The 23,816-nt window shown below is 62.3% G+C and carries 25 protein-coding genes and 1 tRNA gene; 6 read left to right on the forward strand and 20 right to left on the reverse strand.

Features of this window, described 5'->3' with window-relative positions; translation table 11 throughout:
- Window positions 1–244: 244 nt before the first annotated feature.
- Genes PHO31112_RS11910 through wecB form a run of 5 tightly spaced genes read left to right on the forward strand, consistent with a single transcriptional unit; the run spans window position 245 to window position 5,927 of the window.
- The gene (locus tag PHO31112_RS11910) at window positions 245–1,621 is read left to right on the forward strand and encodes a glycosyltransferase family 4 protein (protein ID WP_150620712.1); all 1,377 of its coding nucleotides are present in this window, start codon (window positions 245–247) and stop codon (window positions 1,619–1,621) included.
- Between the two features lie 21 nt (window positions 1,622–1,642).
- A complete protein-coding gene (locus PHO31112_RS11915) occupies window positions 1,643–2,884 on the forward strand; it encodes a glycosyltransferase family 4 protein (RefSeq protein WP_150620713.1) in 1,242 nt (413 codons plus the stop codon).
- Window positions 2,885–2,918: 34 nt separating this feature from the next.
- The gene (locus PHO31112_RS11920) at window positions 2,919–3,773 is read left to right on the forward strand and encodes a dTDP-4-dehydrorhamnose reductase family protein (RefSeq protein WP_150620714.1); all 855 of its coding nucleotides are present in this window, start codon (window positions 2,919–2,921) and stop codon (window positions 3,771–3,773) included.
- A gap of 14 nt (window positions 3,774–3,787) precedes the next feature.
- Window positions 3,788–4,798 carry a polysaccharide biosynthesis protein gene (locus PHO31112_RS11925; RefSeq protein WP_150620715.1) on the forward strand — a complete coding sequence of 337 codons (1,011 nt, stop codon included), beginning with the start codon at window positions 3,788–3,790 and terminating at the stop codon, window positions 4,796–4,798.
- The gene (gene wecB, locus PHO31112_RS11930) at window positions 4,791–5,927 is read left to right on the forward strand and encodes a non-hydrolyzing UDP-N-acetylglucosamine 2-epimerase (RefSeq protein ID WP_150620716.1); all 1,137 of its coding nucleotides are present in this window, start codon (window positions 4,791–4,793) and stop codon (window positions 5,925–5,927) included. The genes PHO31112_RS11925 and wecB overlap by 8 nt, the downstream gene beginning before the upstream one ends.
- 28 nt (window positions 5,928–5,955) lie before the next feature.
- Here the strand turns inward: wecB and PHO31112_RS11935 are convergent, their stop codons facing one another.
- From PHO31112_RS11935 to PHO31112_RS12025, 20 genes are all read right to left on the reverse strand, one after another.
- Window positions 5,956–6,885: a GumC domain-containing protein gene (locus tag PHO31112_RS11935; protein WP_150620717.1), complete on the reverse strand. Its 930-nt coding sequence runs from the start codon at window positions 6,883–6,885 to the stop codon at window positions 5,956–5,958.
- Window positions 6,886–6,943: 58 nt separating this feature from the next.
- Window positions 6,944–7,753, reverse strand: coding sequence for a 2OG-Fe(II) oxygenase (locus tag PHO31112_RS11940; protein WP_150620718.1), 810 nt, complete (start codon window positions 7,751–7,753; stop codon window positions 6,944–6,946).
- Between the two features lie 151 nt (window positions 7,754–7,904).
- A tRNA-Ala gene (locus PHO31112_RS11945) sits at window positions 7,905–7,980 on the reverse strand.
- Between the two features lie 81 nt (window positions 7,981–8,061).
- Window positions 8,062–9,771: a thiosulfohydrolase SoxB gene (gene soxB / locus PHO31112_RS11950; protein ID WP_150620719.1), complete on the reverse strand. Its 1,710-nt coding sequence runs from the start codon at window positions 9,769–9,771 to the stop codon at window positions 8,062–8,064.
- Between the two features lie 64 nt (window positions 9,772–9,835).
- Window positions 9,836–10,366, reverse strand: coding sequence for a TlpA family protein disulfide reductase (locus PHO31112_RS11955; protein WP_425495181.1), 531 nt, complete (start codon window positions 10,364–10,366; stop codon window positions 9,836–9,838).
- Between the two features lie 76 nt (window positions 10,367–10,442).
- Entirely contained in the window at window positions 10,443–11,093 is a 651-nt protein-coding gene (soxX, locus tag PHO31112_RS11960; protein ID WP_150620720.1) for a sulfur oxidation c-type cytochrome SoxX, read from the reverse strand.
- Between the two features lie 19 nt (window positions 11,094–11,112).
- The gene (gene soxA, locus PHO31112_RS11965) at window positions 11,113–11,907 is read right to left on the reverse strand and encodes a sulfur oxidation c-type cytochrome SoxA (RefSeq protein ID WP_370855817.1); all 795 of its coding nucleotides are present in this window, start codon (window positions 11,905–11,907) and stop codon (window positions 11,113–11,115) included.
- A 164-nt stretch (window positions 11,908–12,071) separates the two neighbouring features.
- Window positions 12,072–12,383 carry a thiosulfate oxidation carrier complex protein SoxZ gene (gene soxZ / locus PHO31112_RS11970; protein WP_150620721.1) on the reverse strand — a complete coding sequence of 104 codons (312 nt, stop codon included), beginning with the start codon at window positions 12,381–12,383 and terminating at the stop codon, window positions 12,072–12,074.
- A 34-nt stretch (window positions 12,384–12,417) separates the two neighbouring features.
- On the reverse strand, window positions 12,418–12,885 hold the full coding sequence (soxY, locus tag PHO31112_RS11975) for a thiosulfate oxidation carrier protein SoxY (protein WP_010807640.1): 468 nt from the start codon (window positions 12,883–12,885) through the stop codon (window positions 12,418–12,420).
- 136 nt (window positions 12,886–13,021) lie between these two features.
- Window positions 13,022–13,351: a c-type cytochrome gene (locus PHO31112_RS11980; protein WP_150584154.1), complete on the reverse strand. Its 330-nt coding sequence runs from the start codon at window positions 13,349–13,351 to the stop codon at window positions 13,022–13,024.
- An 83-nt stretch (window positions 13,352–13,434) separates the two neighbouring features.
- On the reverse strand, window positions 13,435–14,664 hold the full coding sequence (locus PHO31112_RS11985; protein WP_246178085.1) for a c-type cytochrome: 1,230 nt from the start codon (window positions 14,662–14,664) through the stop codon (window positions 13,435–13,437).
- Window positions 14,648–16,033, reverse strand: a complete 1,386-nt coding sequence (soxC, locus tag PHO31112_RS11990; protein WP_246178087.1) for a sulfite dehydrogenase — start codon at window positions 16,031–16,033, stop codon at window positions 14,648–14,650. The genes PHO31112_RS11985 and soxC overlap by 17 nt, the downstream gene beginning before the upstream one ends.
- Before the next feature lie 158 nt (window positions 16,034–16,191).
- Window positions 16,192–16,539 (reverse strand): ArsR/SmtB family transcription factor, encoded by a 348-nt coding sequence (locus PHO31112_RS11995; RefSeq protein ID WP_010807644.1) that lies wholly within the window; start codon window positions 16,537–16,539, stop codon window positions 16,192–16,194.
- Between the two features lie 400 nt (window positions 16,540–16,939).
- Window positions 16,940–18,118, reverse strand: a complete 1,179-nt coding sequence (locus PHO31112_RS12000; RefSeq protein WP_246178089.1) for a ShlB/FhaC/HecB family hemolysin secretion/activation protein — start codon at window positions 18,116–18,118, stop codon at window positions 16,940–16,942.
- A gap of 30 nt (window positions 18,119–18,148) precedes the next feature.
- Window positions 18,149–18,709 carry a POTRA domain-containing protein gene (locus tag PHO31112_RS27565; protein ID WP_246178091.1) on the reverse strand — a complete coding sequence of 187 codons (561 nt, stop codon included), beginning with the start codon at window positions 18,707–18,709 and terminating at the stop codon, window positions 18,149–18,151.
- A 197-nt stretch (window positions 18,710–18,906) separates the two neighbouring features.
- On the reverse strand, window positions 18,907–20,202 hold the full coding sequence (locus tag PHO31112_RS12005; RefSeq protein WP_150620723.1) for an NAD(P)/FAD-dependent oxidoreductase: 1,296 nt from the start codon (window positions 20,200–20,202) through the stop codon (window positions 18,907–18,909).
- Window positions 20,203–20,212: 10 nt separating this feature from the next.
- On the reverse strand, window positions 20,213–20,623 hold the full coding sequence (locus tag PHO31112_RS12010) for a c-type cytochrome (protein WP_150620724.1): 411 nt from the start codon (window positions 20,621–20,623) through the stop codon (window positions 20,213–20,215).
- 120 nt (window positions 20,624–20,743) lie between these two features.
- Window positions 20,744–21,517 carry a BON domain-containing protein gene (locus PHO31112_RS12015; protein ID WP_150620725.1) on the reverse strand — a complete coding sequence of 258 codons (774 nt, stop codon included), beginning with the start codon at window positions 21,515–21,517 and terminating at the stop codon, window positions 20,744–20,746.
- A gap of 117 nt (window positions 21,518–21,634) precedes the next feature.
- The gene (locus tag PHO31112_RS12020) at window positions 21,635–22,222 is read right to left on the reverse strand and encodes a phosphoheptose isomerase (protein WP_150620726.1); all 588 of its coding nucleotides are present in this window, start codon (window positions 22,220–22,222) and stop codon (window positions 21,635–21,637) included.
- Between the two features lie 145 nt (window positions 22,223–22,367).
- On the reverse strand, window positions 22,368–22,865 hold the full coding sequence (locus PHO31112_RS12025) for a YraN family protein (protein WP_425495182.1): 498 nt from the start codon (window positions 22,863–22,865) through the stop codon (window positions 22,368–22,370).
- Here PHO31112_RS12025 and rsmI point away from each other — a divergent pair.
- Window positions 22,817–23,701, forward strand: a complete 885-nt coding sequence (rsmI, locus tag PHO31112_RS12030; RefSeq protein ID WP_150620728.1) for a 16S rRNA (cytidine(1402)-2'-O)-methyltransferase — start codon at window positions 22,817–22,819, stop codon at window positions 23,699–23,701. The genes PHO31112_RS12025 and rsmI overlap by 49 nt on opposite strands.
- Window positions 23,702–23,816: the final 115 nt, after the last annotated feature.

The raw sequence follows: 23,816 nt of genomic DNA on the forward strand, positions 1-23,816 counted from the left end.
TCCCAATACCTCGACCCACCTTAGCGCACTGGTGCATCAATGCACAGGGGCGACTCACGGAAGCTGGCGGAAAAAAGGGGCCATTTTACACCACGCCCTTGGCATACACGCCAAAAGTTGGAAGGCGTACCAGCCCGCGAAAAGGCGACCGCATTTGCGCCAGATCCATACTGCGGCAATATAGCGCGGCTCCCCGAGAACACCCCCGGCGCCATCTGATTCAAACTGATCGAGGCATCGAGTGATGTATACTTTTAAAATTGGATTCTTGCCGAATTCTAAAGGTGACGGGCTTTGCAACCGCATGGCGCGGCCGGCCGAGAAATATAATCACTCGATGACGTTGGGTGGCGATCGGGATTCGATTCCGACTATTCGGAACTCGCCCCGACGTTCGTTCATACTCGATCGCCTTGGTAAACCACGAGCAGCAAATACTCCGCAAGATGCGCCGAATTCGCGAATGAAGGCTCTTATTTTCAGCGACTTTTTTTGCCCGAGCCGACAGGCTGGCGGGTCCGCGACTGCGCTCGATTACATCGTTCGCCGGCTGGATTCCAGCATGGCCATCGAAGTCATCACACGCTCAACCGAACCCGACGGGACAACGCTCGACGTACATGCCGATAGCTGGCAACCGTATGGCAATGCGTTGATTCGCTATTGCAGCCGCACCTCCGCACTGCTTCGGTTGCTTCCGGATGCCATTCGCAGCAAATCACCCGACCTGCTGTTCTTCAACAGCCTCTTCTCGCCCTCATACACCATTCTTCCGCTGATCATCGCCCGCATACTGGGCTATCGCGGCGGCATCGTCCTGGCCCCGCGCGGCGAACTCTTCGAGAGCGCCCTTGCTCTCGGCGCGCTGAAAAAACGCCTTGCGATTCGTCTCATGCGCGTGTTGCACCTGCATCGCGGCGTGATCTGGCAGGTGACGAGCGAATTCGAGGAGAACGAAGTCAAACGTAATTTTCCGAGCGCGCGCGTCACGCGATGCAACGAACTTCTGCCGCCCGGTGTGGAAGTCGCGCGTCGCCCGATCGCAAAAGAAGCCGGAAGTCTGCGACTTGTGTTCGTTTCAAGACTGGCAAGAAACAAGAACCTCCTCTACGCCATTCAATTGCTTGAGCGCGTCAAAGACAAGAACGTGACGCTGGATATCTATGGCCCGATCGACGATCCCACTTATTGGGAGGAGTGTCAGGTCGCCATTGCAAAGCTGGACGATCCGGGCCGGGTCCGCTACAAGGGCATCGCAGAGCGCGGCCAGGTCGTCGACATCTTCGCCGGATACCACGCGTTTCTCTTCCCGACGCTCGGCGAAAACTACGGATACGTCATTCTCGAGGCGCTTTTGGCATGCCGCCCTGTGTTCCTCGGCACGGAGACACCCTGGCGCAACTTGGACGAAGCGGGCGCCGGTGCGGTGATCGACCTCGGGCAACCCGACGTTTTCGCGAAAAAGATCGAGTCGCTTCGGGACATGACTCAGGAAGCGTTCGACGAGACCTGCTCGAAGGTCGAGATCTATACGAAAGCCTACCTGCTCGCCGACGAAAGCCTGACGCAACGCCAGATCGCCGTGTTTTCACAGGCCGCCTCGGCCTCACCCGAAGCCTGACCGCGGCACGAGATTCTCACCATGCACGTTCTCGTTGTATCGCATTACTTTCACCCGGAAGGTTTTCCGATCAACCACATCAGTGAATTGCTCGCCGGGCAAGTCGAATCGGTGACCGTGCTTACGGGGCAACCGAACTACCCCGAAGGCCGGGTGTTCAAGGGGTATCGCGCCTGGGGGTTCGGGCGGGAGCGGACGCCGCAAGGCGTCGAGGTTCTGAGACTGCCCGTGGTCCCGCGAGGCTCCGGCCGCGCTCTCCGGCTAGCGGCGAACTACCTCTCGTTCATGGCATCGCTGGCGGTCTTCGGTCCGTTCCGTCTTTGGGGACGGCCGATCGACGTTGTTTTTGTTTATGCGCCTTCGCCGCTGCTTAAGGCGCTGCCGGCCATTCTGCTCAAACGCATAAAGAAAGCCCCGATGGTCGTATGGGTGCAGGATCTCTGGCCCGAAAGCCTGTCGGCAACGGGGTTCGTCAAGCGCCCCTTCCTGCTGCGCATGGTGGAGCACGCGGTTCGATACATCTACCGGCACTCGGACGTGATTCTCGTACAATCGGATGAATTCGTCGGAAGTGTGGCCGGTTATGCGCCGCCCGGCAAGGACATCCGAGTCCATTACAACTCGGTCCCTCCGCAGATGATTCCGGCAGATGCCTCGACCGAGCCGCCTCCTACGGACGCCTTGGCGCCGGGGCGGTTCAACGTTGTCTTCGCCGGCAACCTTGGCAAGGCACAGGCGCTCGATACCATTCTGGATGCGGCGGCCCTGCTCAGATCGCGGGACGACATCCGATTTGTACTGGTCGGCTCCGGTTCGGAGTCAGCCCACGTCACGGCCCGAATCGCCAGCGAAAAACTGGACAATGTTGTGATGGCAGGACGCTTCGCCCCCGAGCAGATGTCAGGGGTGTTTTCCCATGCGTCGGCGTTGCTGGCCACGCTCCGACGCGATCCGATCATGGGTCTGACCATCCCGAGCAAACTTCCGGTCTACCTTGCGACGGGTAAGCCGGTAATCGCAGCGATGGACGGCGCGGGTGCCCGGGTTGTCACTGAAGCGCAGGCTGGACTCGCGTGCCCTGCGGAAGATCCGCAGGCGCTGGCGCAGGCAGTGAGCACGCTGGCGGATTCGAGTGTTGCGCAACGGCAGATGATGGGAGAGAGGGGAAAGAGGTATTATGCCGACCGCTTCGAGGCAAATCGATTGGTGCGCGACCTCGTGAAGCACCTGCGTTCGGCAATTGCCGGCGAAAAGCAGGCATAAAGTTGATAGAAACGCGTATTTCTTGGGAGTAACAATGAAAATTCTCGTTCTGGGCGCATCCGGGATGCTCGGGAATGCGGTCTTTCGCACGCTGTCTGCAACGAGCGGCCTCTCGGTCGTCGGCACCTTACGCAGCGACAATGCTCGCCGTCATTTTGCCCCCGAACTTCAAGCAGGTCTGGTCAGCGGTGTGGACGTAGAACGTGAGGATGGCCTGATTCGCGTCTTTACCGAAGCGCAGCCCGACGTCGTCGTCAATTGTGTCGGACTCATCAAGCAGCTGGGTAACGCCAAGGATCCGATCGCCGCGATCCCCATCAACGCCATGCTGCCGCACCGCCTCTCCCTGTTGTGCGATCTGGTCAAGGCGCGACTCATTCACGTCAGTACCGACTGTGTTTTCACCGGCGACAAGGGGCTGTATCTCGAATCGGACACCCCCGATGCCACCGACGTCTACGGCCGCACCAAGTTGCTCGGCGAAGTCGATGCTCCGCACGCCGTGACCCTGCGCACGTCGATCATCGGCCATGAGCTCAACAGCCACTTTGCGCTGGTCGACTGGTTCCTCGCACAAACAGGATCCGTCAGGGGATTCCGTCGCGCCGTATTTTCCGGCCTGCCGACCGTCGAACTCGCCGAAGTCATTCGCGATCATGTACTGCCGAACCTGAGCCTGACCGGGCTCTATCATGTCTCCGTCGACCCGATCAACAAGTATGATCTGCTGACATTGATCGCCGACGTCTACGGTAAAGACATCTCGATCACACCCAGCGATGACCTGGTCATCGATCGCTCGCTTAACAGCGACCGGTTCCGTGCCGCCACCGGCTTTAGTCCCAAGCCGTGGCGCACTCTCATTGAAAAAATGCATCTGTTCGGATAATCCTGAGATCCCCTATGTTCAACGATAAAGTATTGATGATCACGGGCGGTACCGGCTCGTTCGGTAACGCGGTTCTGAAGCGTTTTCTCAGCACGGATGTCGCCGAAATCCGCATCTTCAGTCGGGATGAGAAGAAACAGGAAGACATGCGCATCGCCTTGAGCCATCCGAAGCTCAAGTTCTACATCGGCGATGTTCGCGAATACTCGAGCGTGCACGACGCTATGAAGGGTGTCGACTACGTCTTCCACGCCGCCGCGCTCAAGCAAGTGCCGTCGTGCGAATTCTATCCGATGGAAGCCGTTCGCACCAACGTCCTCGGCGCCGAGAATGTCTTGAATGCGGCATCGGCGAACAAGGTATCGCGCGTCGTCATGCTGAGCACTGACAAGGCCGTGTATCCCATCAATGCCATGGGTCTGTCCAAGGCCATGATGGAGAAACTGACGGTCGCCAAGTCGCGCATTCAGCGCCCTGGCGACACCGTCTTCTGCGCCACGCGCTACGGCAACGTGATGGCCTCGCGCGGCTCCGTGATTCCGCTGTTCACGAGCCAGATCAAAGAAGGCAAGGACCTGACTCTGACCGATCCGACGATGACCCGCTTCCTGATGTCGCTGGAAGACTCCGTCGATCTCGTGCTGCACGCGTTCGAACACGGCCACCAAGGCGACATCTTCATTCAGAAAGCACCGGCCTCGACCGTGGAAGTGCTCGCACAGGCGCTCATCGAACTCTTCCAGAGCAAGAGCCAGATGCGCATCATCGGTACCCGCCACGGTGAGAAGCTCTATGAGTCGCTGGTGTCGCGCGAAGAAATGGCGCGCACGGAAGACATGGGACGCTACTACCGCGTGCCGGCAGATGGCCGCGATCTGAACTACGCCAAGTATTTCGTGCAAGGCGAAACGAAGATCACGCTCGCCGAGGATTACACGTCGCACAACACGACGCGCCTGAACGTCGAAGAGGTCAAGAAACTGCTGCTCACCCTGGATTTCATTCAGGAGCAGCTTCGTGCCTAAGATCATGACCATTCTGGGCACCCGCCCGGAACTCATCAAGATGAGTCGCGTCATCGCCGAGTTCGAGCGTTACACGACGCACGTTCTGGTGCATACGGGTCAGAACTTCGATTACGAACTCAATCAGATCTTTTTCGACGATCTGGGCATCCGTAAGCCGGACCATTTCCTTAATACTGCCGGCGCGACACCGGCAGAAACCATCGCACGCGTCATCGAGTCTGCGGACAGGGTGATCGAGCTTGAGAAGCCCGACGCCATCATGTTGTACGGCGACACCAATTCGGGCCTCGCAGTCATTCCCGCGAAACGCCGCAAGGTCCCTGTGTTCCATATGGAAGCCGGCAATCGCTGCTTCGATCAGCGCGTGCCCGAAGAACTCAACCGGAAAGTGCTGGACCATCTGTCGGACATCAACATGGTTCTCACCGAACGGGCGCGCGCTTACTTGCTCGACGAAGGCATTCGTCCGGAAACCATCTTCCGGACGGGTTCGCACATGTACGAGGTTCTCGAACATTACGCGGATGCCATTGAAAAATCCGACGTCTTGGCGCGGCAGGCACTGACGTCCCGGCAATATTTCATCGTCAGTGCGCATCGTGAAGAGAACGTCGATTCGCCTGAAGCGCTCAACGACCTGCTCGATACGCTGATCGCGCTGCACGAGCAGTACGGCTATCCGGTACTGGTCTCGACTCATCCGCGCACGCGCATCCGTCTGGAACAGTTGGGACGTGAATTGCCGACGAACGGCGTGACATTCGCCAAGCCCTTCGGGTTCATCGACTACATCAAGCTGCAACGCGAGGCATTCTGTGTGCTCTCGGACAGCGGCACGATTACCGAGGAAGCGTCGTTGCTGAATCTGCCGGCCATCATGATCCGAAACGCCCACGAACGTCCGGAAGGCATGGATGTGGGAACGTTGATTATGAGCGGTTTGCGCACGGAAGGCGTGCTGAACGCGGTGCGTGTCGTCACTGACGGGTTCTCTTCCGACAAGCGTCGGACGTTGCCGGTGAGCGACTACAATAATCCGAACGTCTCGACTCAGGTTCTGCGCATCGTCCTGAGCTACATCGATTACATCAATCGGACTGTCTGGCACAAGCCGGGCGTCGCGTAAACTCGACCCCCGACAAGCGAATCAATGGTCAGCGGGCGACGGATTTGCGTTGCGCGCTGGCCCGCATATCCAGTCCTACAGCACAAAGCAAGCCCAGCAGCACGCCCAGAATCAGCCCTCCCGCGACGAACTTGATACGGCCAGCGGACACCTTCGTGACTAGCGGAGCGCCGTCGTCAATCGCTTGGCTTGCATAGGTCTCGGTCGAACGCAGGCTCCGCTGCAACTTCTCCGACCTCTTGCGCGCATCATCAATCTGCGCATCCGTCCGATCAATCATGTCCTTAAGAATCAGGACCTCGGCCAACTGCGGCTTTAGGGTGCCGTCGGCCACGCCCTTCATATAGACGGACCACGAGTCACGCTGCTTGACGGCACGCTCCAGCGCCTGGTCGGCGGATGCTGCATCGCTACGCAAACGCTCTTCGGCGTCGGAAATCTTGTCGTTTTGCGCCTTGAGCATGACATCACGTGCCGCCGTGGCGTAACGCACCGCGTCTTCCGATGTTGGTCCCCGGACCGAAATCGCGACGAGATCGGTGCCGCGCGGCGCCGCTCTGAGCGACGCGCGCAACATATCGTCGCGCACCGGAGTGCCAGCGGTCCTGACCACGCGCTGCGCAAAACCCGCCGTGCCGACACGCTCCACCGCATTCGGAAGCGGCTCGATCAACTCGTTGCCAACGCGGCCGATCATGACGATCGACGTGCCTTCCCAGGCCTGCGGCGCGATGCGGCTTACGCCAAACCCCGCAATCCCGCCAACGACAGCGACGACGGAAATGAGTACGACATGCCTGCCGATGAACCTCAATACATCGGTCAGCGCAACATCGCCATCCGAGCGGTTGTCCAAATTTGATTCGACCTGCATAGAGAATTCTTCCGTTCTCGTTGATCCGTACAATGTACCGTATCGGCTTCCGGCACACTGGCACACCGGCACACCGGCACGCACGGATGGATAGGCAGACTGTGGCATACCCGGCCATCGGGTCGGGCATGCGGTGCTTGTATTACTTGCGAGCTTCGTCTTTCCCGCGACCAAAGCCGAGCAACTTGGAAACCGTGTTGCGCAGCGCGTTGTCGACGGCGCCGATGGCACGCTTAGCGTGCTCTTCCGGCCGGCCCGTAAACGAGGTGACGTGGAAATAGTCGGAATTATCGGGAGAGATTTCCGAGAAGAAGTAGTTCGACACGCAGCAACGCGGTCCAGGCACCGTCACCGGACTGACCGAATGCCAAGAGTCCTTGTTCGTCTCCATCACGACGAGACGATTGAACTTGGACACCAGCGTCTTGGGGACCTTGCAATCTGCATCCCAGAGTTCGAAGTTACCGCCATTCGACATCTCCCAATCCGGGGTGACGTAGTAAAGCAGGTTCAGGCGGCGATAGCGATCACGACTGGCATCGTGACTGTTGTCGATATGAGGATTCAGGAAGTCGCCCTCGAACATCATCGACAGACCGCCAGCATACAGGCTCGGATCAGGTTCGATGCGATCGAACTGGACAATGTCTGCAACCAGCTTGACCGTCTCAGGGTCCTGGAAGGCAAACGTGATGGCACCCAAAATCGGATCGTATTGCTCGATCTTGGCAGACGTTCGCTTCTTTTCCCTGAAGGACTCACGGCTGTAAAAGCCGTCGGCACTCTTGGGAAACGCGTCGTAAATGGCGTGCGCGATGTTTTCCGGAAGGAGGCCGTCGATGACGAAGTGACGCGTAGGCGTATCTTCGGGGTTCTGCCACTGGGCTTCGATATTAGCCCGCTCCGAAGTCAGCTTCCCTGTGATCAAACCGACAATTTCGTCTTTCGTCATAGCGTGCAAAGGTCCAAGAAATCGATGGGGGGATTGTACCGCGACGCTCACCGCGACAACGCTCACTCGGATGACGAAAAAACAGGAAGGGCGAATCGGTACCGCATCTGCAGCAGATGCCTTGCAGAAACGTCCATCTCGAAGGCCGTAGTGGTGGAGCGGAGGAGGATCGAACTCCCGACCTTCGCATTGCGAACGCGACGCTCTCCCAGCTGAGCTACCGCCCCACACGAAGCTACGATTATAGCGGTTTTTCCCGAACCCGCGAGCAGCCGACAAATTTGCTCGGGATTTCGGAACTTCTCCCCTCAGGTAGCCCCAAGATTCCCCTTCATCCCCTTAATGGACGGGACTTTCGGGGCCTTCGCGACCACCGTTTTCTGCGCGCGCAGATACCGCGCCACCACGTCCCATACCGGCTCGCCCTGCGCCCCCTCGGCCACCGGCGCCCAGCCGGCCACCTTGTACGTCTTGCCCGCCTCGATCAGCTTGCCGTTCAGACGCATGTCCGTAATGCGCTGCCCCATCGGCGCCATCGGATCGATCGTGTAGTCCATGCCGCCCACGCGCACCATATCCCCCCCCTGCTGGTAGTACGGATCGGGATTGAACAGGTTATCGGCCACGTCCTCGAGCACCGTCTTGATCGTCTCGCCGGTCATCGGCGTAAGCGTCGTATACGGATAGGTGACAGCCGTCTGGTCGAGCAGTTGCTCCATCGTGATCGTCGCGCCCGGCAGCAGTGACGTTCCCCAACGGAAGCCCGGCGAAAAGCCGATTTCGGCGTCCTTCTCGGCCATCACGGCGTCGAGCAGCAACTGGTCGAACGTCCCGTTGAAGTTGCCCCGGCGGTACAGCACGCCCTCCGTCACCGCCAGCGGCTCCGCCAGCTTCGCGGCGAACGGCGCGCGCACGCGCTCGATGAGCGCCTGCATCTGCGCATCTGCCGGCAACAGGTTGGCAAAGACCGGCAGCAACTTGTAACGGAAGTCCACCGGCTTGCCGCCCTTCACATCGAAGTCGAGCACCGCCAGAAACTTCCCGTTCGAACCGGCATTGGTGACGAGTGTCTTACCGCCAGCGTTGTCCACGACAACGGGCTTCGGCACGCCATCGTGCGTGTGACCGCCCATGATCGCGTCGATGCCGCGCACGCGCGACGCCAACTTCAGGTCCACGTCCATGCCGTTGTGCGACAGCACGACCACGACCTGCGCGCCCTTACCGCGCACCTCGTTGACCATCGACTGCAAGCGCTCTTCCTGAATCCCGAAGGTCCAATCCGGCACAAAGTAGCGCGGGTTCGCAATCGGCGTGTACGGAAACGCTTGTCCGATGATCGCCACAGGCACGCCGTTCATTGTCTTGATCGTGTACGGCGCGAAGACCGGATCGCCGAAATCGTTCGTCTGCACGTTCTGCGCGACGAAGTCGATCTTGCCCTTGAGTTGCTCCTCGACGACGGACTTCACGCGATCCGCCCCGTACGTGAATTCCCAGTGCGCCGTCATGACATCGACACCCAACGCGAGCGTGGCGTCGACCATGTCCTGACCCTTCGTCCACATGGCCGTGCCGGAGCCTTGCCACGTGTCGCCGCCGTCGAGCAACAGTGCGCCAGGGCGCGACGCCTTCATGCGCTTGACCAGTGTAGCCAGATGCGCAAACCCGCCGACCTTGCCATACGTGCGCGTCGCCGCCGCGAAGTCGAGATACGTGAACGCATACGCCTCAGGCGTGCCGGGACGCAGACCATACGCCTTCAGGAATGCCTCGCCCACCAGATGCGGCGGCTTGTTCGCCTGCTCGCCAATCCCCAGATTGACGCTCGGCTCGCGGAAATAAATCGGCAACAACTGCGCGTGGCAGTCGGTAAAGTGCAGCAGATGCACATTGCCGAATTTCGGCAGATCGTAGAACGCCGCAGCCGCCTTGGCCGCCACCGTTTCGTGACGCGACAGCGCCATCCCACCGGCCGCCGCCACCGCCAACACCTGCATGAACTCGCGTCGATTCATTTCGTCTCCGTGGCACGCGCACGACGTGGCGCGCCTGCATTGTCATTCTTCGAATTCGGTTCGCTTACTTGCCCGCGTAATCCGCAAGCGCCGCCACATCTTCGCCAAACATCTCGCCCACTTCCTTGCGCAGCACCTTGCCGTTGCGGCCGATGACATACAGCTCCGGCAGTCCGCGACGCTTGCCCAGCGCCGCCTGCCACGCCTCGTTCTCCATGCCTGCGGGGAACGTATAGCCATGCGTCTTCAGATAGTCGGCGGCTTCCTGCGGTTTCTTGTCGATGGAGAGGGTGATGATCTGGATCGGCTTGCCGCGCGTGGCTTCGTAGAGCTTCTGCAGATGCGGGTTCTGCTGCGCGCAGAACGGGCACCACGACGCCCAGTACTCGACGATGACCGTGCGGCCCTTGAACGCGCTGGCGGGCAACGTCTTGCCATCGAGCAACGCGAGCGACGGCAGCACGACGGTATCGCCAACCTCCAACGCCTGTGCGGGCCACGCTGTGGCCATCAACCCCGCGCCCAGCACGGCGGCCAACACCCGCCGTCGCGCACGCGTGCCGACGTGAAAAATAGAAAAACTCAGGGATTTCATGCTTGCGACACTCCGGAAGCAGGCGGCGACCATCGATCAGACGGATCTCCGGTCGCCTGCCGGAACGGCGGTGGTGTTACTGATTCACAGGCGAAGCCGGGTCGAGCAACAGCGCCATGACGTCCTTCAACTGCTGCTCCGTCAGAATGCCCGCCGCGCCGAAACGCGGCATGTTCGAGCAAGCCATATAGCTGTGCGAGTCGTAGACCTTCGCCCACGTGTACTTGACCACCTCGGGCGAATCGCCGCGCAGCTTGCCGTAGTTGTACAGCGAAGGGCCGATGTTGCCGAACGAGATCTCGCTCTTGGTCAACTGGTGGCACGCGTAGCAATTGCCGCCGTTGACGGTGTCTGCCTTGTCGGTGAACTGCATGCCGCGGCCGTTCTGCGCCACCTTCTCGCCTTCCTTCCAGTCGCCGAGATACTTGCCGTCGGCCGGCGCCTTGACGTTCGCCAGTTCGACCTTTTGCAGACGCTCCGCAATCTTCGCGGGCATCGGCTTGACCGCGTACTGCGTGCACAGCTTCTGCAATTCACTCTGATCGATGCGATCGAGCTGAGCAATGCCCGAGGGGCGGAACGAGTCGCGCAACACCTGCACGACAGCGGCATCGGTCGAGCCGGTGACGAGCTTCACGCCCTCGCCCTGTGCGAACGCCATGCCGACGACGAGTGCCCCGGCCGCTGCCAGCGCAACGCTCGTCGCGCGCAATGCGAATGATTTCATGGGTGTGCCTCGTGATCGGTCAGCGCTTCAGGCCGGGGGCGTCCATCTTGCCGCCGTTGGCCATCACACCGAGGAACGTAATCAGATCGACGGACGCCTGCGAACCGAAATTCAGCTCGGGCAAACGCTGTTGACGGAAGCAGTCGTACATCCGCCACTGCATCGTGCGCAGCGCACCCTGCGAGACACGATAGCCCGGCCAGGTCGCAAACGCCTGACGCGCCGCTGCGGGCTTGGTCAGGTTCGGCAGATCCTGAAGGCGAATGCGCTTGTCGTCGGCCCCATGGCACGACGCGCACGAGAAGTCGTACGGACCGGCACGGTAATAGAAGATCTTCTGGCCACGCGCGTACGCTTCCTTCTCTTCCTTGCGCGACTGCGGCACATGGATGAGTGCACCTCGCGACTGACCGGCCACATAGGCGGTGAGCGACTCGAGATCGGTCGGGTCCTGGCCTTCCTTGGAGAACGGCTGCTTGATGACGTCTGCCCGCTTGAAGCCCTGCAGATTCACCATGCACTCGACGATGCGCGACTCGGCGTCGAGCACGCGTTTCGTATCGGGGAAGTAGCGCGGCAGTTGCGCGTAGGCGTCTTTCACGACCCCGGCGCCGAGGCCCAGGTCGCACTGCGCGAGCGAGACGTTGTTCGGGCCGCGCGGCGTTTTCCAGAGTTCCTCGCCGCGCATTTCGATCAGTTCTGCGGGGTTGCCGTCGGCGAGCATCTCGCGATATTGCGCGATGGCGTCGGCCGTCGAGCTGTCGGCAGCGAATACGGCGGCGACGGGGGCGCTAGCACCCGCAATGGCGAGCATGCCGCCGAGCACAGTCCGACGCAGCCATGCTGCGTGACGTGGGGTGCTCACCCGTGCGCTATGTTGCGCCTCAAGCATCTGACTCTCCTCTGTGTGGGGTTGTTCGGCGCGTCGTGGGGAGGCTCCCCGTCAGCGCCACCGCGCACTTCCCGGCATTCGCTCCGTCAGGCGATGGTCGCCTCGTCGGTACGCGAGTCGCCCTTGTTGTCGGTCCACGTCACCGTGACCTTATCGCCCTTCTTGCCGCCTTTGAACTTGAACGACATGAACGGATCTTTCGACACCGCCGGCCCCCATTCAGCCGTCAGCACCGTCTTGCCGTTGCAGGTGACCGCGACCGTCTGGATGAAGTGCGCAGGGACGATGTTACCGGAAGCGTCTTTGCGTTGACCGGTTTCCATGATGTGGCTCATCAGCACCTTGACCTCGACGACACCGCCGGCCTCGGTTGCGCGAATGCGCATCGGATTACCCATGTTGTGGCTCCTCTAGAGTTCTACGATGCGCCGCTTAACCGCCGCAACCGCCCAACGTGACCTTGATTTCCTTCTCGGCCACGAGGTACTTGTTATCCGCCTTGACGAGTGCGTAGACCTTCGAGGTCTGCCCCATCTTCACACGCGTGGTGACCGACGGCTCGGTGCCGTCCGGAATGTCGAACGACGCGGCGAGCGTATTTGGATTCTTCTCAATCAGAATCGCGATCATTTGCGTATGCGGTGCCTTGCTCGTCACCGCCACCGGCACGACCGCACCGTTCTCGGCAATGTCGGGAGCGGTCAGCACGACCAGGTCGCTGGGGCTCGCGCTCGTGCCGCCAAGCGCCTTGACCGTATCGGCCACGCTCCGGGTCGCAAACGCCGCCTTGTTCCATTCCACCTGTGCCGCGCGGGCCTCTTCGGGCTTGATCAGCCCGGCGGCCACCGCCAGTCCCATTACCGCGGAAAACCGCAGCATGTCGCGTCGCTGTTGGTTCATCTCTGTGTATTTCCTTCTCTGAAGGCCGCCGATGCGAAATGTGCTGAAGACACCTGTCGCACCGGCCGCCGTTCGCTCGCCCGATCTGCCACCCGATCATGCATGGCGGCCGGCCGGCGAGCCCCCTGCCCCGGTATTACTTCGCCGGGGCGCCGGCCAGAACCCACTCAACGAGGATCTTGGCATCGGCATCCGACATGCTCGGGTGCGCTGGCATCGGAATCGGACCCCAGACGCCCGAACCGCCGCCCTTCACCTTCTTCACCAGCTTGGCCACAGCGTCCTTGTCGCCCTTGTACTTGGCAGCGACATCCTGATAAGACGGGCCCACGAGCTTCTTGTCGACGGCGTGGCAACCCATACAGGCGTTGGCACCCGCGAGCTTGGTCGCCGCTGCGACATCGACACCGGCGTGCGCCAGCGAGGTGCCGGCCAGCATGGCCGCAGCGATCAGCATCTTCTTCATCGTATCTCCTTCGATTTGTGTAGGGGACGGGGGTCCTGCGGTGGCCTGACAACCCTGGCGCATCCGTCGGACACCCTGCCCGCTCAATGTGCACCACGGAGAATCCAGTCGACCATCGTGCGGACGTCGGTCTCGGCGACCTGTGCCTGAGGCGGCATTGGCATGCTGCCCCAGTTACCGGCACCTCCGGCACGTATCTTCGCCACCAGTTTTTCAGTCGCATCCGACTGCCCATGGTACTTGGCGGCGACCTCCGAGAAGGCGGGCCCGATCTTCTTGTCGGTCACGCCGTGACAGGCCAGACAACCATTCTTGTCCGCAAGCGTTGCTACCGATGACGTCGCAGCGGCGGTTTGGGCCGGCGCGTCCGGACTCGTCATGCCAAGCGTGACGAGCGCCGCGGTCTTGCGCACCGACGCGTTTTGCGCGGCAGTGCCCGACAGCGGCGGCAGCTTCGTATCGACACCGCGCACCGGTCCGACGACACGGTTTTGCGCAGCCAGATCCCCATGTGCGTCGCGGGCGTACGCAGGGAGTGCGGACGTCACGATACCAGCCTCGGGACAATCCTGCATACAGGCCTTGTTATGGGTATCCGGTTTGTCGCCCACGCGCCACATGCCGTGCGAGCGTGTCATGCCGTTGCGGTTGGGCATGCGTTTCTGCACGTCGGCGATGTTCTTGTCGGACAGCACGAAGTCCGCCGGCACGATCTCGCCGAGATTCAGGATGTAGGCCGTGACCGCGTACACCTCGTCCGGCGTGAGCGAGCGCGGCGCATTCCACGGCATGGCGCGACGGATGTAATCCCAGATCGTCGAGACCGTGTCGACTTTCATAAGCGTGGTGCGCACCGGCTGGTTGTTCGCGCGCAGCGACGCCACGTGCCCCGTCTTGATGTCGTCGGCCGTGGTGCCCCCCACGAGCGGGTTGAACACCTCGTTGCTCTCGCCGAACGTGCCGTGACACGACGCGCAGCGCGCATCGAAGAGCTTCTGGCCATCGGCCACCGACCCCTGCCCCCTGGGCAACCCCTTGAAGTCGGGACGCACGTCGATGTCCCACGCACCCAGTTCGGCGGGGGTGGCGTCGCGTCCAATGCCGGCGGGGGCCTTGATCTTGACGGGTGCCGCTTGTGCCGCTTGTGCCGTCTGCGAGGCGCTGACCGGGGCCGCCTTCGCCGGTGCCGAAAGCCACGCCACGACGGTCAGTGTGGCGAGCGCCAGCGCACTTGCCCAAAGTACGGCGATGATCGCCACTTGTATGCGCCGCAGCATGTGACGAGGCAACTTGCGTTCAATCGACGTGAACATTGATCACCTCCCCGCTTGCCGCCACTTGCCACGTCTGGATCGCGTTGTTGTGATAGATCGACTTGGTGCCGCGCACGTCGCGTAACTGCCGGTAACGCGGCTGCACGAAGCCCGTCTCGTCCACCGCGCGGCTTTGCAGCAACGCAGGCGAACCGTCCCACTGCCAGTCGAAGTTGAAGCGCGTGAGGCACTTCGGCAACACGGGCGACTCGAGCCGCGCCGCGCGCCACGACTTGCCGCCGTCGGTCGACACGTCGACCCGTTTGATCCGGCCCCGGCCCGACCATGCGAGGCCCGTCACGTTGAAATAGCCGCGATCGAGCAGCGCCTGCCCCCCCGAAGGTGACGTGATGACCGACTTGCACTCCTGAATCGAGGTGTACTGGCGATGCTGACCATCCGGCATCAGGTCGACGTAGTGGCTCGTTTCATCCTTGGTATTCCACGGCGCGTCGCCCACTTTGATGCGGCGCAGCCATTTGACCCACGACACGCCCTGCACGCCGGGCACGACCAATCGCAGCGGGTAGCCATTCTCGGGGCGCAGCATTTCGCCGTTCATCCCCCAAGCGACGAGCACGTCCGAGAGCGCCGCCTCCATCGAGATCGTACGGGTCATGCCGGAGCCGTCGCCCCCCTCGGCGAGCACGAACTGGCCGCGCTTGGTGTCGGCGCCCACGTCGTCGAGCAGCACGGACAGCGGCACCCCCGTGAATTCGCAGCACGACAGCATGCCGTGCGTGTACTGGACGGTCGGCACCGCCGCGTTGCCCCACTCCATGCCGGTATTCGCCCCGCATTCGATGAAGTGCATGCGCGACACTGAAGGCAGTCGCATGATGTCGTCCATCGTGTACACCTTCGACTCACGCACGAGGCCGTGCACCATCAGGCGGTGTTGCGTCGGATCGATCTCCTGCCAGCCCTGGTGGTGACGCTCGAAGTGCAGGCCGCTTGGCGTGATGATGCCGAACAGACCCTGCAATGGCGTGAAGGCGACCGAGGCCTGCGCCGTCTGGGTGAGCCCCGGCGACTGACGGCGTTGCAGGTTCGCTTCGTATTTCGACGGCATGCCGTACGGACGTGCCGCGACCGGCTGGCCCAGCGATGTGGCCCACGGACGCGGCTCGAGAATCATCGGGTCGCCGAGGGCGCCGGCGGTGCCGATTGTGGCCGGCGCGTCGGTGGCGAGGGCAGTGCCCCCCGCCAGCGCGGCACCGGCCGCCAGAAAACTGCGCTGCAGGAAACTGCGTCGTGTCGGGTTCCATCCACCGCGAACGACGTCGGCGGCAAGCTCGCCATCGACGAAATTCTCCGGAGCACGGCGCAAACGGCCGGCTCGCGATGCGCTATCGCTGGTCTTGCTCACCCCTGTCTCCTCGCGTTTTGTGGCGGCCGCCGGCATCGCGAGGATACGGGCGGTTTACCGCTTTTGTTCGAGCCTACGGACGCGGTCTCGTTGCCGCGCTGTCTTACGGGTCATGCAATGCTGCGGTGCTACGGTTTCACCACGGCCGGCAGCGTGTGTCAGTTCCCGCGTGGCATGAAGCCATCGACGGCACGCTCCGGCAGGGCCTCCTCCTCGATGCGGCCGGCGACCTGCACGCACACGGCGCGACAGATCTCGACCACCCCGGTATCTGCAATCGTGTAATACACCTGGTTTCCGTCGCGACGACGCGACAGCACGCCCGCCTGATACATCGCCCCGAGATGCCGCGACACGTTCGTCTGTGACGAACCCACCTGCGTCACCACTTCGTTCACCGAGCGTTCGCCACCGCAAAGCGCGTGCAAAATGCGCAGCCGGGTCGGCTCGGAGAGCAGGCTGAAGTAGTGCGACACCTTTTCGAATACGCGATCGAGTTCTTCCATGACGGTCAGTCCGGCCAAACATAAGGTTCGTGTGAAGGCACAGAAAATGTCGTATATGCCCACATACGCATATACGGATAATCAAAATATCGGACGACAGAAGCAAGCTGCACTGCAACATGTCGGACCCCAATGCAACTCGCTGGACAGCACACGTTTCTCGTTCGCCGACCGTGTTTCCATGTATACCGCCGGATATAGCGCACCACACCTCATGCGGTTGCGCGAGGTGCAACGCCACCCTCGCTGGCAGGCGCAGCGACACGGGGGATCTCTTAGCCGATCGCGGCATAAGGGAAAAACCCGATAAGAAAAGTGACAAGGGGCGGCAGTTCGAAGCGACGCATTCAGCGTACCTCGTCCCTTGAAGCGAGCGATGCCGCGAGAAACCCGTCCCGCCTCACTCGAATTGATACGACCAGTTCGCGTTGAATCGCAGCGGCCGTTTCGGCGAGTTGGTCGGGGCGTCGGCCACCGGTTTGGCCAATGACAGATCGAGCGAGTAGTACTTGCTGTCGGAGATCCGGACGCCCAACCCGACGGAGGCGAGTTGGTTGTGGAACAACTGACCGGCGTTCACATAGACGCGCGCGGTATCGAGCATCAGATATGGCTGGATCGTCTTGAGAAAACGGAAATCGGTGCGGAACATCCTGTTCAGCTCGATGGACGCCCCCCAGCCTTTGTCTCCGGCAATTTCGCCCGCCGGATACCCGAGACCGAAGCGCTGGCCACCGAACGTTGCCTGCTCGGACGTTGGCAGCGTGTTGCTGCTGTACTGTGCGCCCGCCGAGACGATGACGCCGAAGTCCCACGGCAGCACCACACCTTGTTTGCCATCGAGCGTGAAGCGCCAGAAGGCCAGATCGTAGGGGCCGAGTATTTGCGGCAAGCCCGCCGGCTGTGTCGTGTAGGACTGGCTCGCGCCCATCCCGTTGAACCCCTTGAACACGCCCAGCGCAGCGCTACGCGTTTGCTTGTCGGTAACTTCGTTGTATGCGAGTTGCACTTGCCCGGCGCGTACGTTCGTCTGCGAATTGATGTTGTTCGGCGAATTCGGCACTTCGTAGCGATCGCGTGCGTTCACGCCGTACATGCCACCGCTGACGGTCAGGCTGCGTTGATTGTTCAGCAGGATCGGGTACGACACGCTCACCGCGACACGTTTGGTATCGAGGTGTCGCGTGAGTCCGGCGAGCGCCTGGTCGTCGGGCTGGCCACGATAGTGCGACGCATCGACACGCGCCTGCAAGCCGTCCGAACCCAACGGCTGGATATACGACGCGGCATAGAACTCTTCGTCGTTGTGACCCTTCGGGGCGATGGCGGTGAGCTGAATCTGTTCGCCGAGCGGTGTGAGCGCGTTGCTCGACACCGTGAATACGCCGCGAACGCCGGGGTTGTTATACGAGAGCGACGTGCCCAGCGTCACGGGCTGACGCGATACATCCAGCGAGAGTTCGGTCGCGCCGTCGGTCTGCGTGGGCGGCTGCACGTCGGCCTTGATCTTCATGCCGGGCACGAGTGTGAGCAGGTTCAGATAACGCTCGAACGTGGCCCGCTTGAGCGGACGCTCCACCTCGATATGCGCAGCGATATCGCGAAGACGTTACTCCGACGGCCCCGGTTTGCCGGTAATTTTCGTGCTCGAGATATAACCCTCGACCACGATCACGCGCGCGAAGCCTTCGTTGAAATCCTGCGCCGGAACGAACGCGAAGGACAGCAGATAGCCCGCGTCCTGATACATCTTCGTGACCTGATTGGCCTTCTCGACCAGATCGCCAACGGTCACATCCTTGCCCGCCATGGGCGCGAACAACCCGGCCACCGATTCGAACGGCAGCGACTTGACACCTTCGATGCCGAAACGCTGCGGCGTGATCTTGCGGGCGAGCAACGACTTGAGGGCGTCTTCCTGCGTCGGCGGCTGAATTTGGAAGGTGGCGGCCGGTGCCTTGGGCGCCTCGATCTTCGGAAGACTTTGCAGCGGATCGCCGCGCACGGGGCTGCCATCGGACCAGGCTTGTTGCGTGCTCAGCAGGCTGATGGCTGACAGCGATACGGCAGCGAATCGAACGACGACTTTGCGGTTGCGAACAGACGACGTGTCCGCGCCCCCACGCGTAACGCGTGACGCTAGACGGGACTCTCCCTGGCGATGCGCCATCCCTATGCCCCCAAACGCTTATTTTTTCGTGCGCCAGTGTGACCGAGAGGCGTGAGGCCCCGTCAACGGGGCGATTCGGGGAAATTCGGCACCGACACAACAGCCGGATCATGCGCGTCGGCAGTACGTACGTTGCGTCACTTAGAGACAATCCTCCAAACGAATTTCGACGCCAGCGAATGCCGCTGGAATCCGCATCAGGCCAGCGTATCCGCCCAGATGCCCTGTGCCCATGCGAGTCCCAGTGCGAATTCGTCTCGCGTGGCGCGTGGCGACGCGCCGCCCGTGCCCGGCACCGGCAGCATGGTGTGCTGCGCCGCGTCGTAGCGATGAACACTTGCCACATGCATCGCTTCGGTAGCCGATACGAACGTGTAGCAGGTATTGCTGTACAGCGGTTCGGGGTTGACCAGGCGGCCGGACAGCGTCGCCACGATGGCCGCGGCGCAAACCTTGCCGTGCTGGTTGGCCATGTGACCGGACTTCGGCATTTGCGGCGCGATCTGAATGGCGTCGCCCAGAATATGAACGTCGGGTTGCGCCTTCGAGGCGAACGTCAGGAAATCGACGTCGCACCAGTGCCCGTTGGCCGTTGCCAGTCCGCTCTCTACGGCAATATCGCCTGCGCGCATCGGCGGGATCACGTTCAGCACGTCGGCCCGGATCTCCTCGCCCAGCTCGAAGCGCGCCATCTGCTTCGCGCCGTCAATGGCCACGTCGGTGCAATTGAACTGCGGGTGATACTCGACGATCCCCGCAAATTGGGTGCGCCAGACCTCGTGAAACTGCTCCGCTTCGGCGAGCACCTGATCGTTGGCGTCGAAGATGAGGACCTTCGCGCGAGGCTTGTACCGCTTGAGCCACGCGGCCGCCTGACACGCGCGCTCGTAGGGGGCGGGCGGGCAACGAAACGGCGCTTCGGGAATGGTGACGGCGAACACGCCCCCGTCGGGCATCGCTTGCAGACGGGCGTGCAGCGCGGCGCTTTCCCGGGCATCGGTCCACGCGACCGGCAGGGCGTCGCGGATCGCCGGATCGGAGAGCCCGGCAATGGCGTCCCGGCGCAGCGACACGCCGGGGGCAACGATCACCTTGTCATAGGGAAGACGGCCGCCGCCGGCCAGTTGCACCCATTTGTTCGCCGCGTCGATGGCGCTGGCTCGCGTGCGTCGCCAGACGATGCCGTGTCGCGCAACGAGCCTGTCGTAGGAGACCGTCAGGTCGCTCACACGCAGATTCCCGCCGACCACGAGATTCGATAACGGTGAAGAGACGAACGCCGGATTCGGTTCGACGAGCGTGACGTCGATGGTATTGCCCGAGAGCAAGCGCAGTGCCTTCGCGGCCGTGGCACCGCCGAACCCGCCACCGATGACGACCACACGGGCACGTCCCTTGACCGGCGTCGGCCAGAGCGGTGCGGCCAACGCAGGGGCGGCGCCAGCCCATGCGGTTGCCGAACCCAAACCAAGAAGAAAATCGCGGCGGCGCATCGTGTCCGCCTTATCGGGATTGACGTGCGGACGCAGACGCCGCATCGGCCGCGGGCTGCGCCGCGAAGTACGCCGCGATACGCTGCAACTCGTCGTCGCGATAGCCTTTGAGAAGCTGCGGCATCAACGTGGCGGGACGCCGTGCATCACGCATGGCTTGCAACACCGTCATGAGTTCCGCCACCGGGCGGCCCTCCAGCGTCGGCAGCGCCGCCTTGCCTGCGCTCACCGGCGCCGACACGTTGTGACAACTCATGCACGCCATCGCCCAGTCGCGGGCCTGCCAGTCGGGTGGCGATGCCTGCGAGGATGTCGGCGCAACATACACGGGAGACGCCGCACGCACGCCGGAGGCGGGTGCGGCAAACGCCGCGCCCGTGGCGGCGAGCCATGCGGTGGACGTCAGAACGAACGCCGCCACTATCGTCCGTCTCGCCATCGAGTGACGGAGGCGATAGCGGCGGTTCACTGCTGAGCAGAGGACGGCACGCATGCGCACGGAGGGTGTCCGGGGCGTGGGAGGGGCTTGGAGGGGCGTGCGTCAGTTACCGGTCTTGGTCGACGGGCCGGGCTTGATGGGGCCGTCGCTGATCGGCGCGGGCGAGGACAGCGGTTTGGCCGTCACCGTATCGTTGCCAATCGGCGTGGTCGTGACCGTGGCGGCGTTCGCATCGTCTGCCTGCGCCGGCGCCGGGTTCTTCGCCGCCTCGGTCGACAGGCGTTGCGCTTCTTCCGGCTTCACGTATTCGTAGAGCTTGATGACCTTTTGCACACCGTCGATGCGGCTCGCCACATTGGCGCCGATACGGCCTTCCTCTTCAGAGACGAGGCCCATCAGATAGACGTCGCCACGCTCGGTGACCACCTTGAAGACGTTGGCCGAAATCTCCTTCGTATTGATCAGGTTGGCCTTCACTTTGCTGGTGATCCAGGCGTCGTTCGAGCGCGAGCCGAGGGAACTCTTCGGTGCGATGGCGATTTCGTCGACGATGCCGCGCACGTTGTTGATCTGCTTGACGATGTCCATCGCGCGCTGCTTGGTCTTCTCATCAGGCACTTCGCCGGTCAGCAAGACACGGCGATTGAAGACGGTCACGTTCACATGCACGGCGTCGTCGGTCAGGGTATTGGCGATGTTGGCTTCGGCCTTGACCTGAATTTCGCGGTCTTCCGTTTGCGCGCCGACGGAACGACGGTCGGTGGCGACCAGTGCGCCGGTCGCTGCGCCGCCGAGGAGGATGGGGACGCAGCCGCCCAGGGTTGCAACAATCAACGCTGCCGCAGCAAGCGGCTTAATCACGCGTTGGAAATTCATCGGGCTTTCTCCTTATTGGATAGTCGAACGGGGCGGCCCCCGCCGCACTCAGCCGGCACCGTCCGCCCCCGCGACCGGTGCCCGTCATGATCTTGACGCCTTACGATGACAATAGGTTCACGCTTCGCCGAAAAGCTTCGCGTCGACCAGGTCGCAGAGACAGTGAATCGTCAGCAGGTGAACTTCCTGAATTCGCGCGGTGCGCTCGGCCGGCACGCAGATGTGCACGTCCAGTTCACCCAGTGCGGCATTGACCTTGCCGCCGCCCTTGCCGGTCAGCGCGATCACATGCATGCCACGCTCGTGCGCAGCGTCGATGGCGGCCAGCACGTTGCTGGAATTGCCCGACGTCGTAATGGCCAGCAGCACGTCGCCCTCCTGGCCAAGTGCGCGCACCTGCTTCGAGAAGATCGCGTCGAAATTGTAGTCGTTGCCGACGGCCGTGAGGATCGACGAGTCCGTCGTCAGCGCGATGGCCGGCAGTTCGGGACGCTCACGCTCGAAGCGGCCGACGAGTTCGGCCGCGAAGTGCTGGCAGTCGGCAGCCGAGCCGCCGTTGCCGCAGGCGAGGATCTTGTTGCTGTTGGACAGCGCTTCGAACATGACGTCCGCTGCGGCGGCGATGTATTCCGGCAGCGCGTCGCGCGCCGCCAGCTTGGTCTCGACGCTATCCGTAAAGTGTTGCTGAATTCGTTCGATCGACATGGTCGTTTGCCAGGGTGTCGCAAAAGCTGCCGGCCTCGCCTCGGAGTCCCATGGGCACTCACCTGCGTCGGCCGGCGTTCACAGGCCGTCAGTCTTGAAAACGGCACTTCCGCAAGTGTAACAGGGCCGGGGGGCGCGGGTTTCGTCAGAAATCGTCGGTGCGAAAGGCATCGGGCAGCCAGCGCGCCACCGGCGGATGGCCGTCGAACGCCACGACATCGAAGCGGCAACGCCCCGCGGGACGCCGCAACAGATAGTGACGTGCGGCCAGCGCGAGACGACGTCGCTTGGTTCGTGTGATGCTCTCGGCGGCCCCGCCAAAGTCGCTACGCGAACGCGCACGTACCTCGACGAATACCAGCACGCCGGCGCGATCCCGCATAATGAGGTCGATTTCGCCGCCGCGACACCGATAGTTGCGTGCGACTAGCCGCCAGCCGCGCCGCTCCAGCAGCGTCTGCGCGCGGCCCTCGAACGATTCTCCAAGCTGATTCGACATGGTTGTTCCGATGTTTGACGTGACCGGCGATGCCGATGTTACCCACGCCCGCCCGCCCCGCGAGGCGGTCCTTTCGTTGGCGGGAGCCCGACGCCATGGATGAGCGCCTGATGTCGCTGGCCGAGGGCCAGCATTACCCGGCAAGCACGCTTTACGTCGTGGCGACCCCGTTGGGCAATACCGCCGACATCACGGTGCGAGCGCTTCACATCCTCGGCATGGTCGACGCCATCGCCTGTGAAGATACGCGTAACAGCGCGCAGTTGCTGCAACGATACGGCATCGACAAGCCGTTGATTGCGGCCCATCAGCACAACGAGAATGAAGCGGCGACGCGGCTCGTCGAGCGCCTGCGCGGTGGTGAACGCATCGCTTACGTTTCGGATGCCGGCACCCCCGGCATCTCGGACCCCGGCGCGCGGCTGGTCGACGCAGTGCGGGCCGCAGGCCTCTCGGTGGTGCCGGTGCCGGGCGCAAGCGCGGTGATCACACTGCTCTCGGTGGCCGGGGCTTGGGTAGAGACATTCACCTTCGTGGGATTCCTGCCCGCGAAGGCGCAGCAACGGGCTCAAGCGATTGCCGCGCTTGCGGGATCGACGTCGGCGCAGGTCTTTTACGAGGCGCCGCATCGAATCGTGGAGACGGTGGCCGCGCTGGCCGATGGCTTGAGCGGCGCGCGACGCCTGCTGATCGGACGCGAACTGACCAAGCGCTTCGAGGACATTCACGAGTGCGCACTGAGCGAGGGCGTGGCGTGGCTGAAAGCGGATGCAAACCGTCAGCGCGGCGAATTCGTGCTGGCGGTCTCCGGTGCGACGGCGAGTGCGAGCGAGGACGGCGTGGACGCCGAAGCGCAGCGCATCCTCGCCCTGCTGGTCGCGGAACTGCCAACGAAGAGCGCCGCCAAGCTCGCGGCAGCGATCACCGGCGCGCCCAAGAACGCGCTTTACGAGCGCGCGCTGGCCCTGAAGAACGGTTGATTCGCTGGACGCGGGAAACGGTGTTAGGAGGCGTCAGGAATCGGACGTTTCCGACAACGGTTTCTCCGTTTGCCCAAGTGCCGTGAAACAAGAAAGCCCGCCGAAGCGGGCTTTT

Source organism: Pandoraea horticolens, assembly GCF_902459555.1.
GTDB classification, from domain to species: domain Bacteria; phylum Pseudomonadota; class Gammaproteobacteria; order Burkholderiales; family Burkholderiaceae; genus Pandoraea; species Pandoraea horticolens.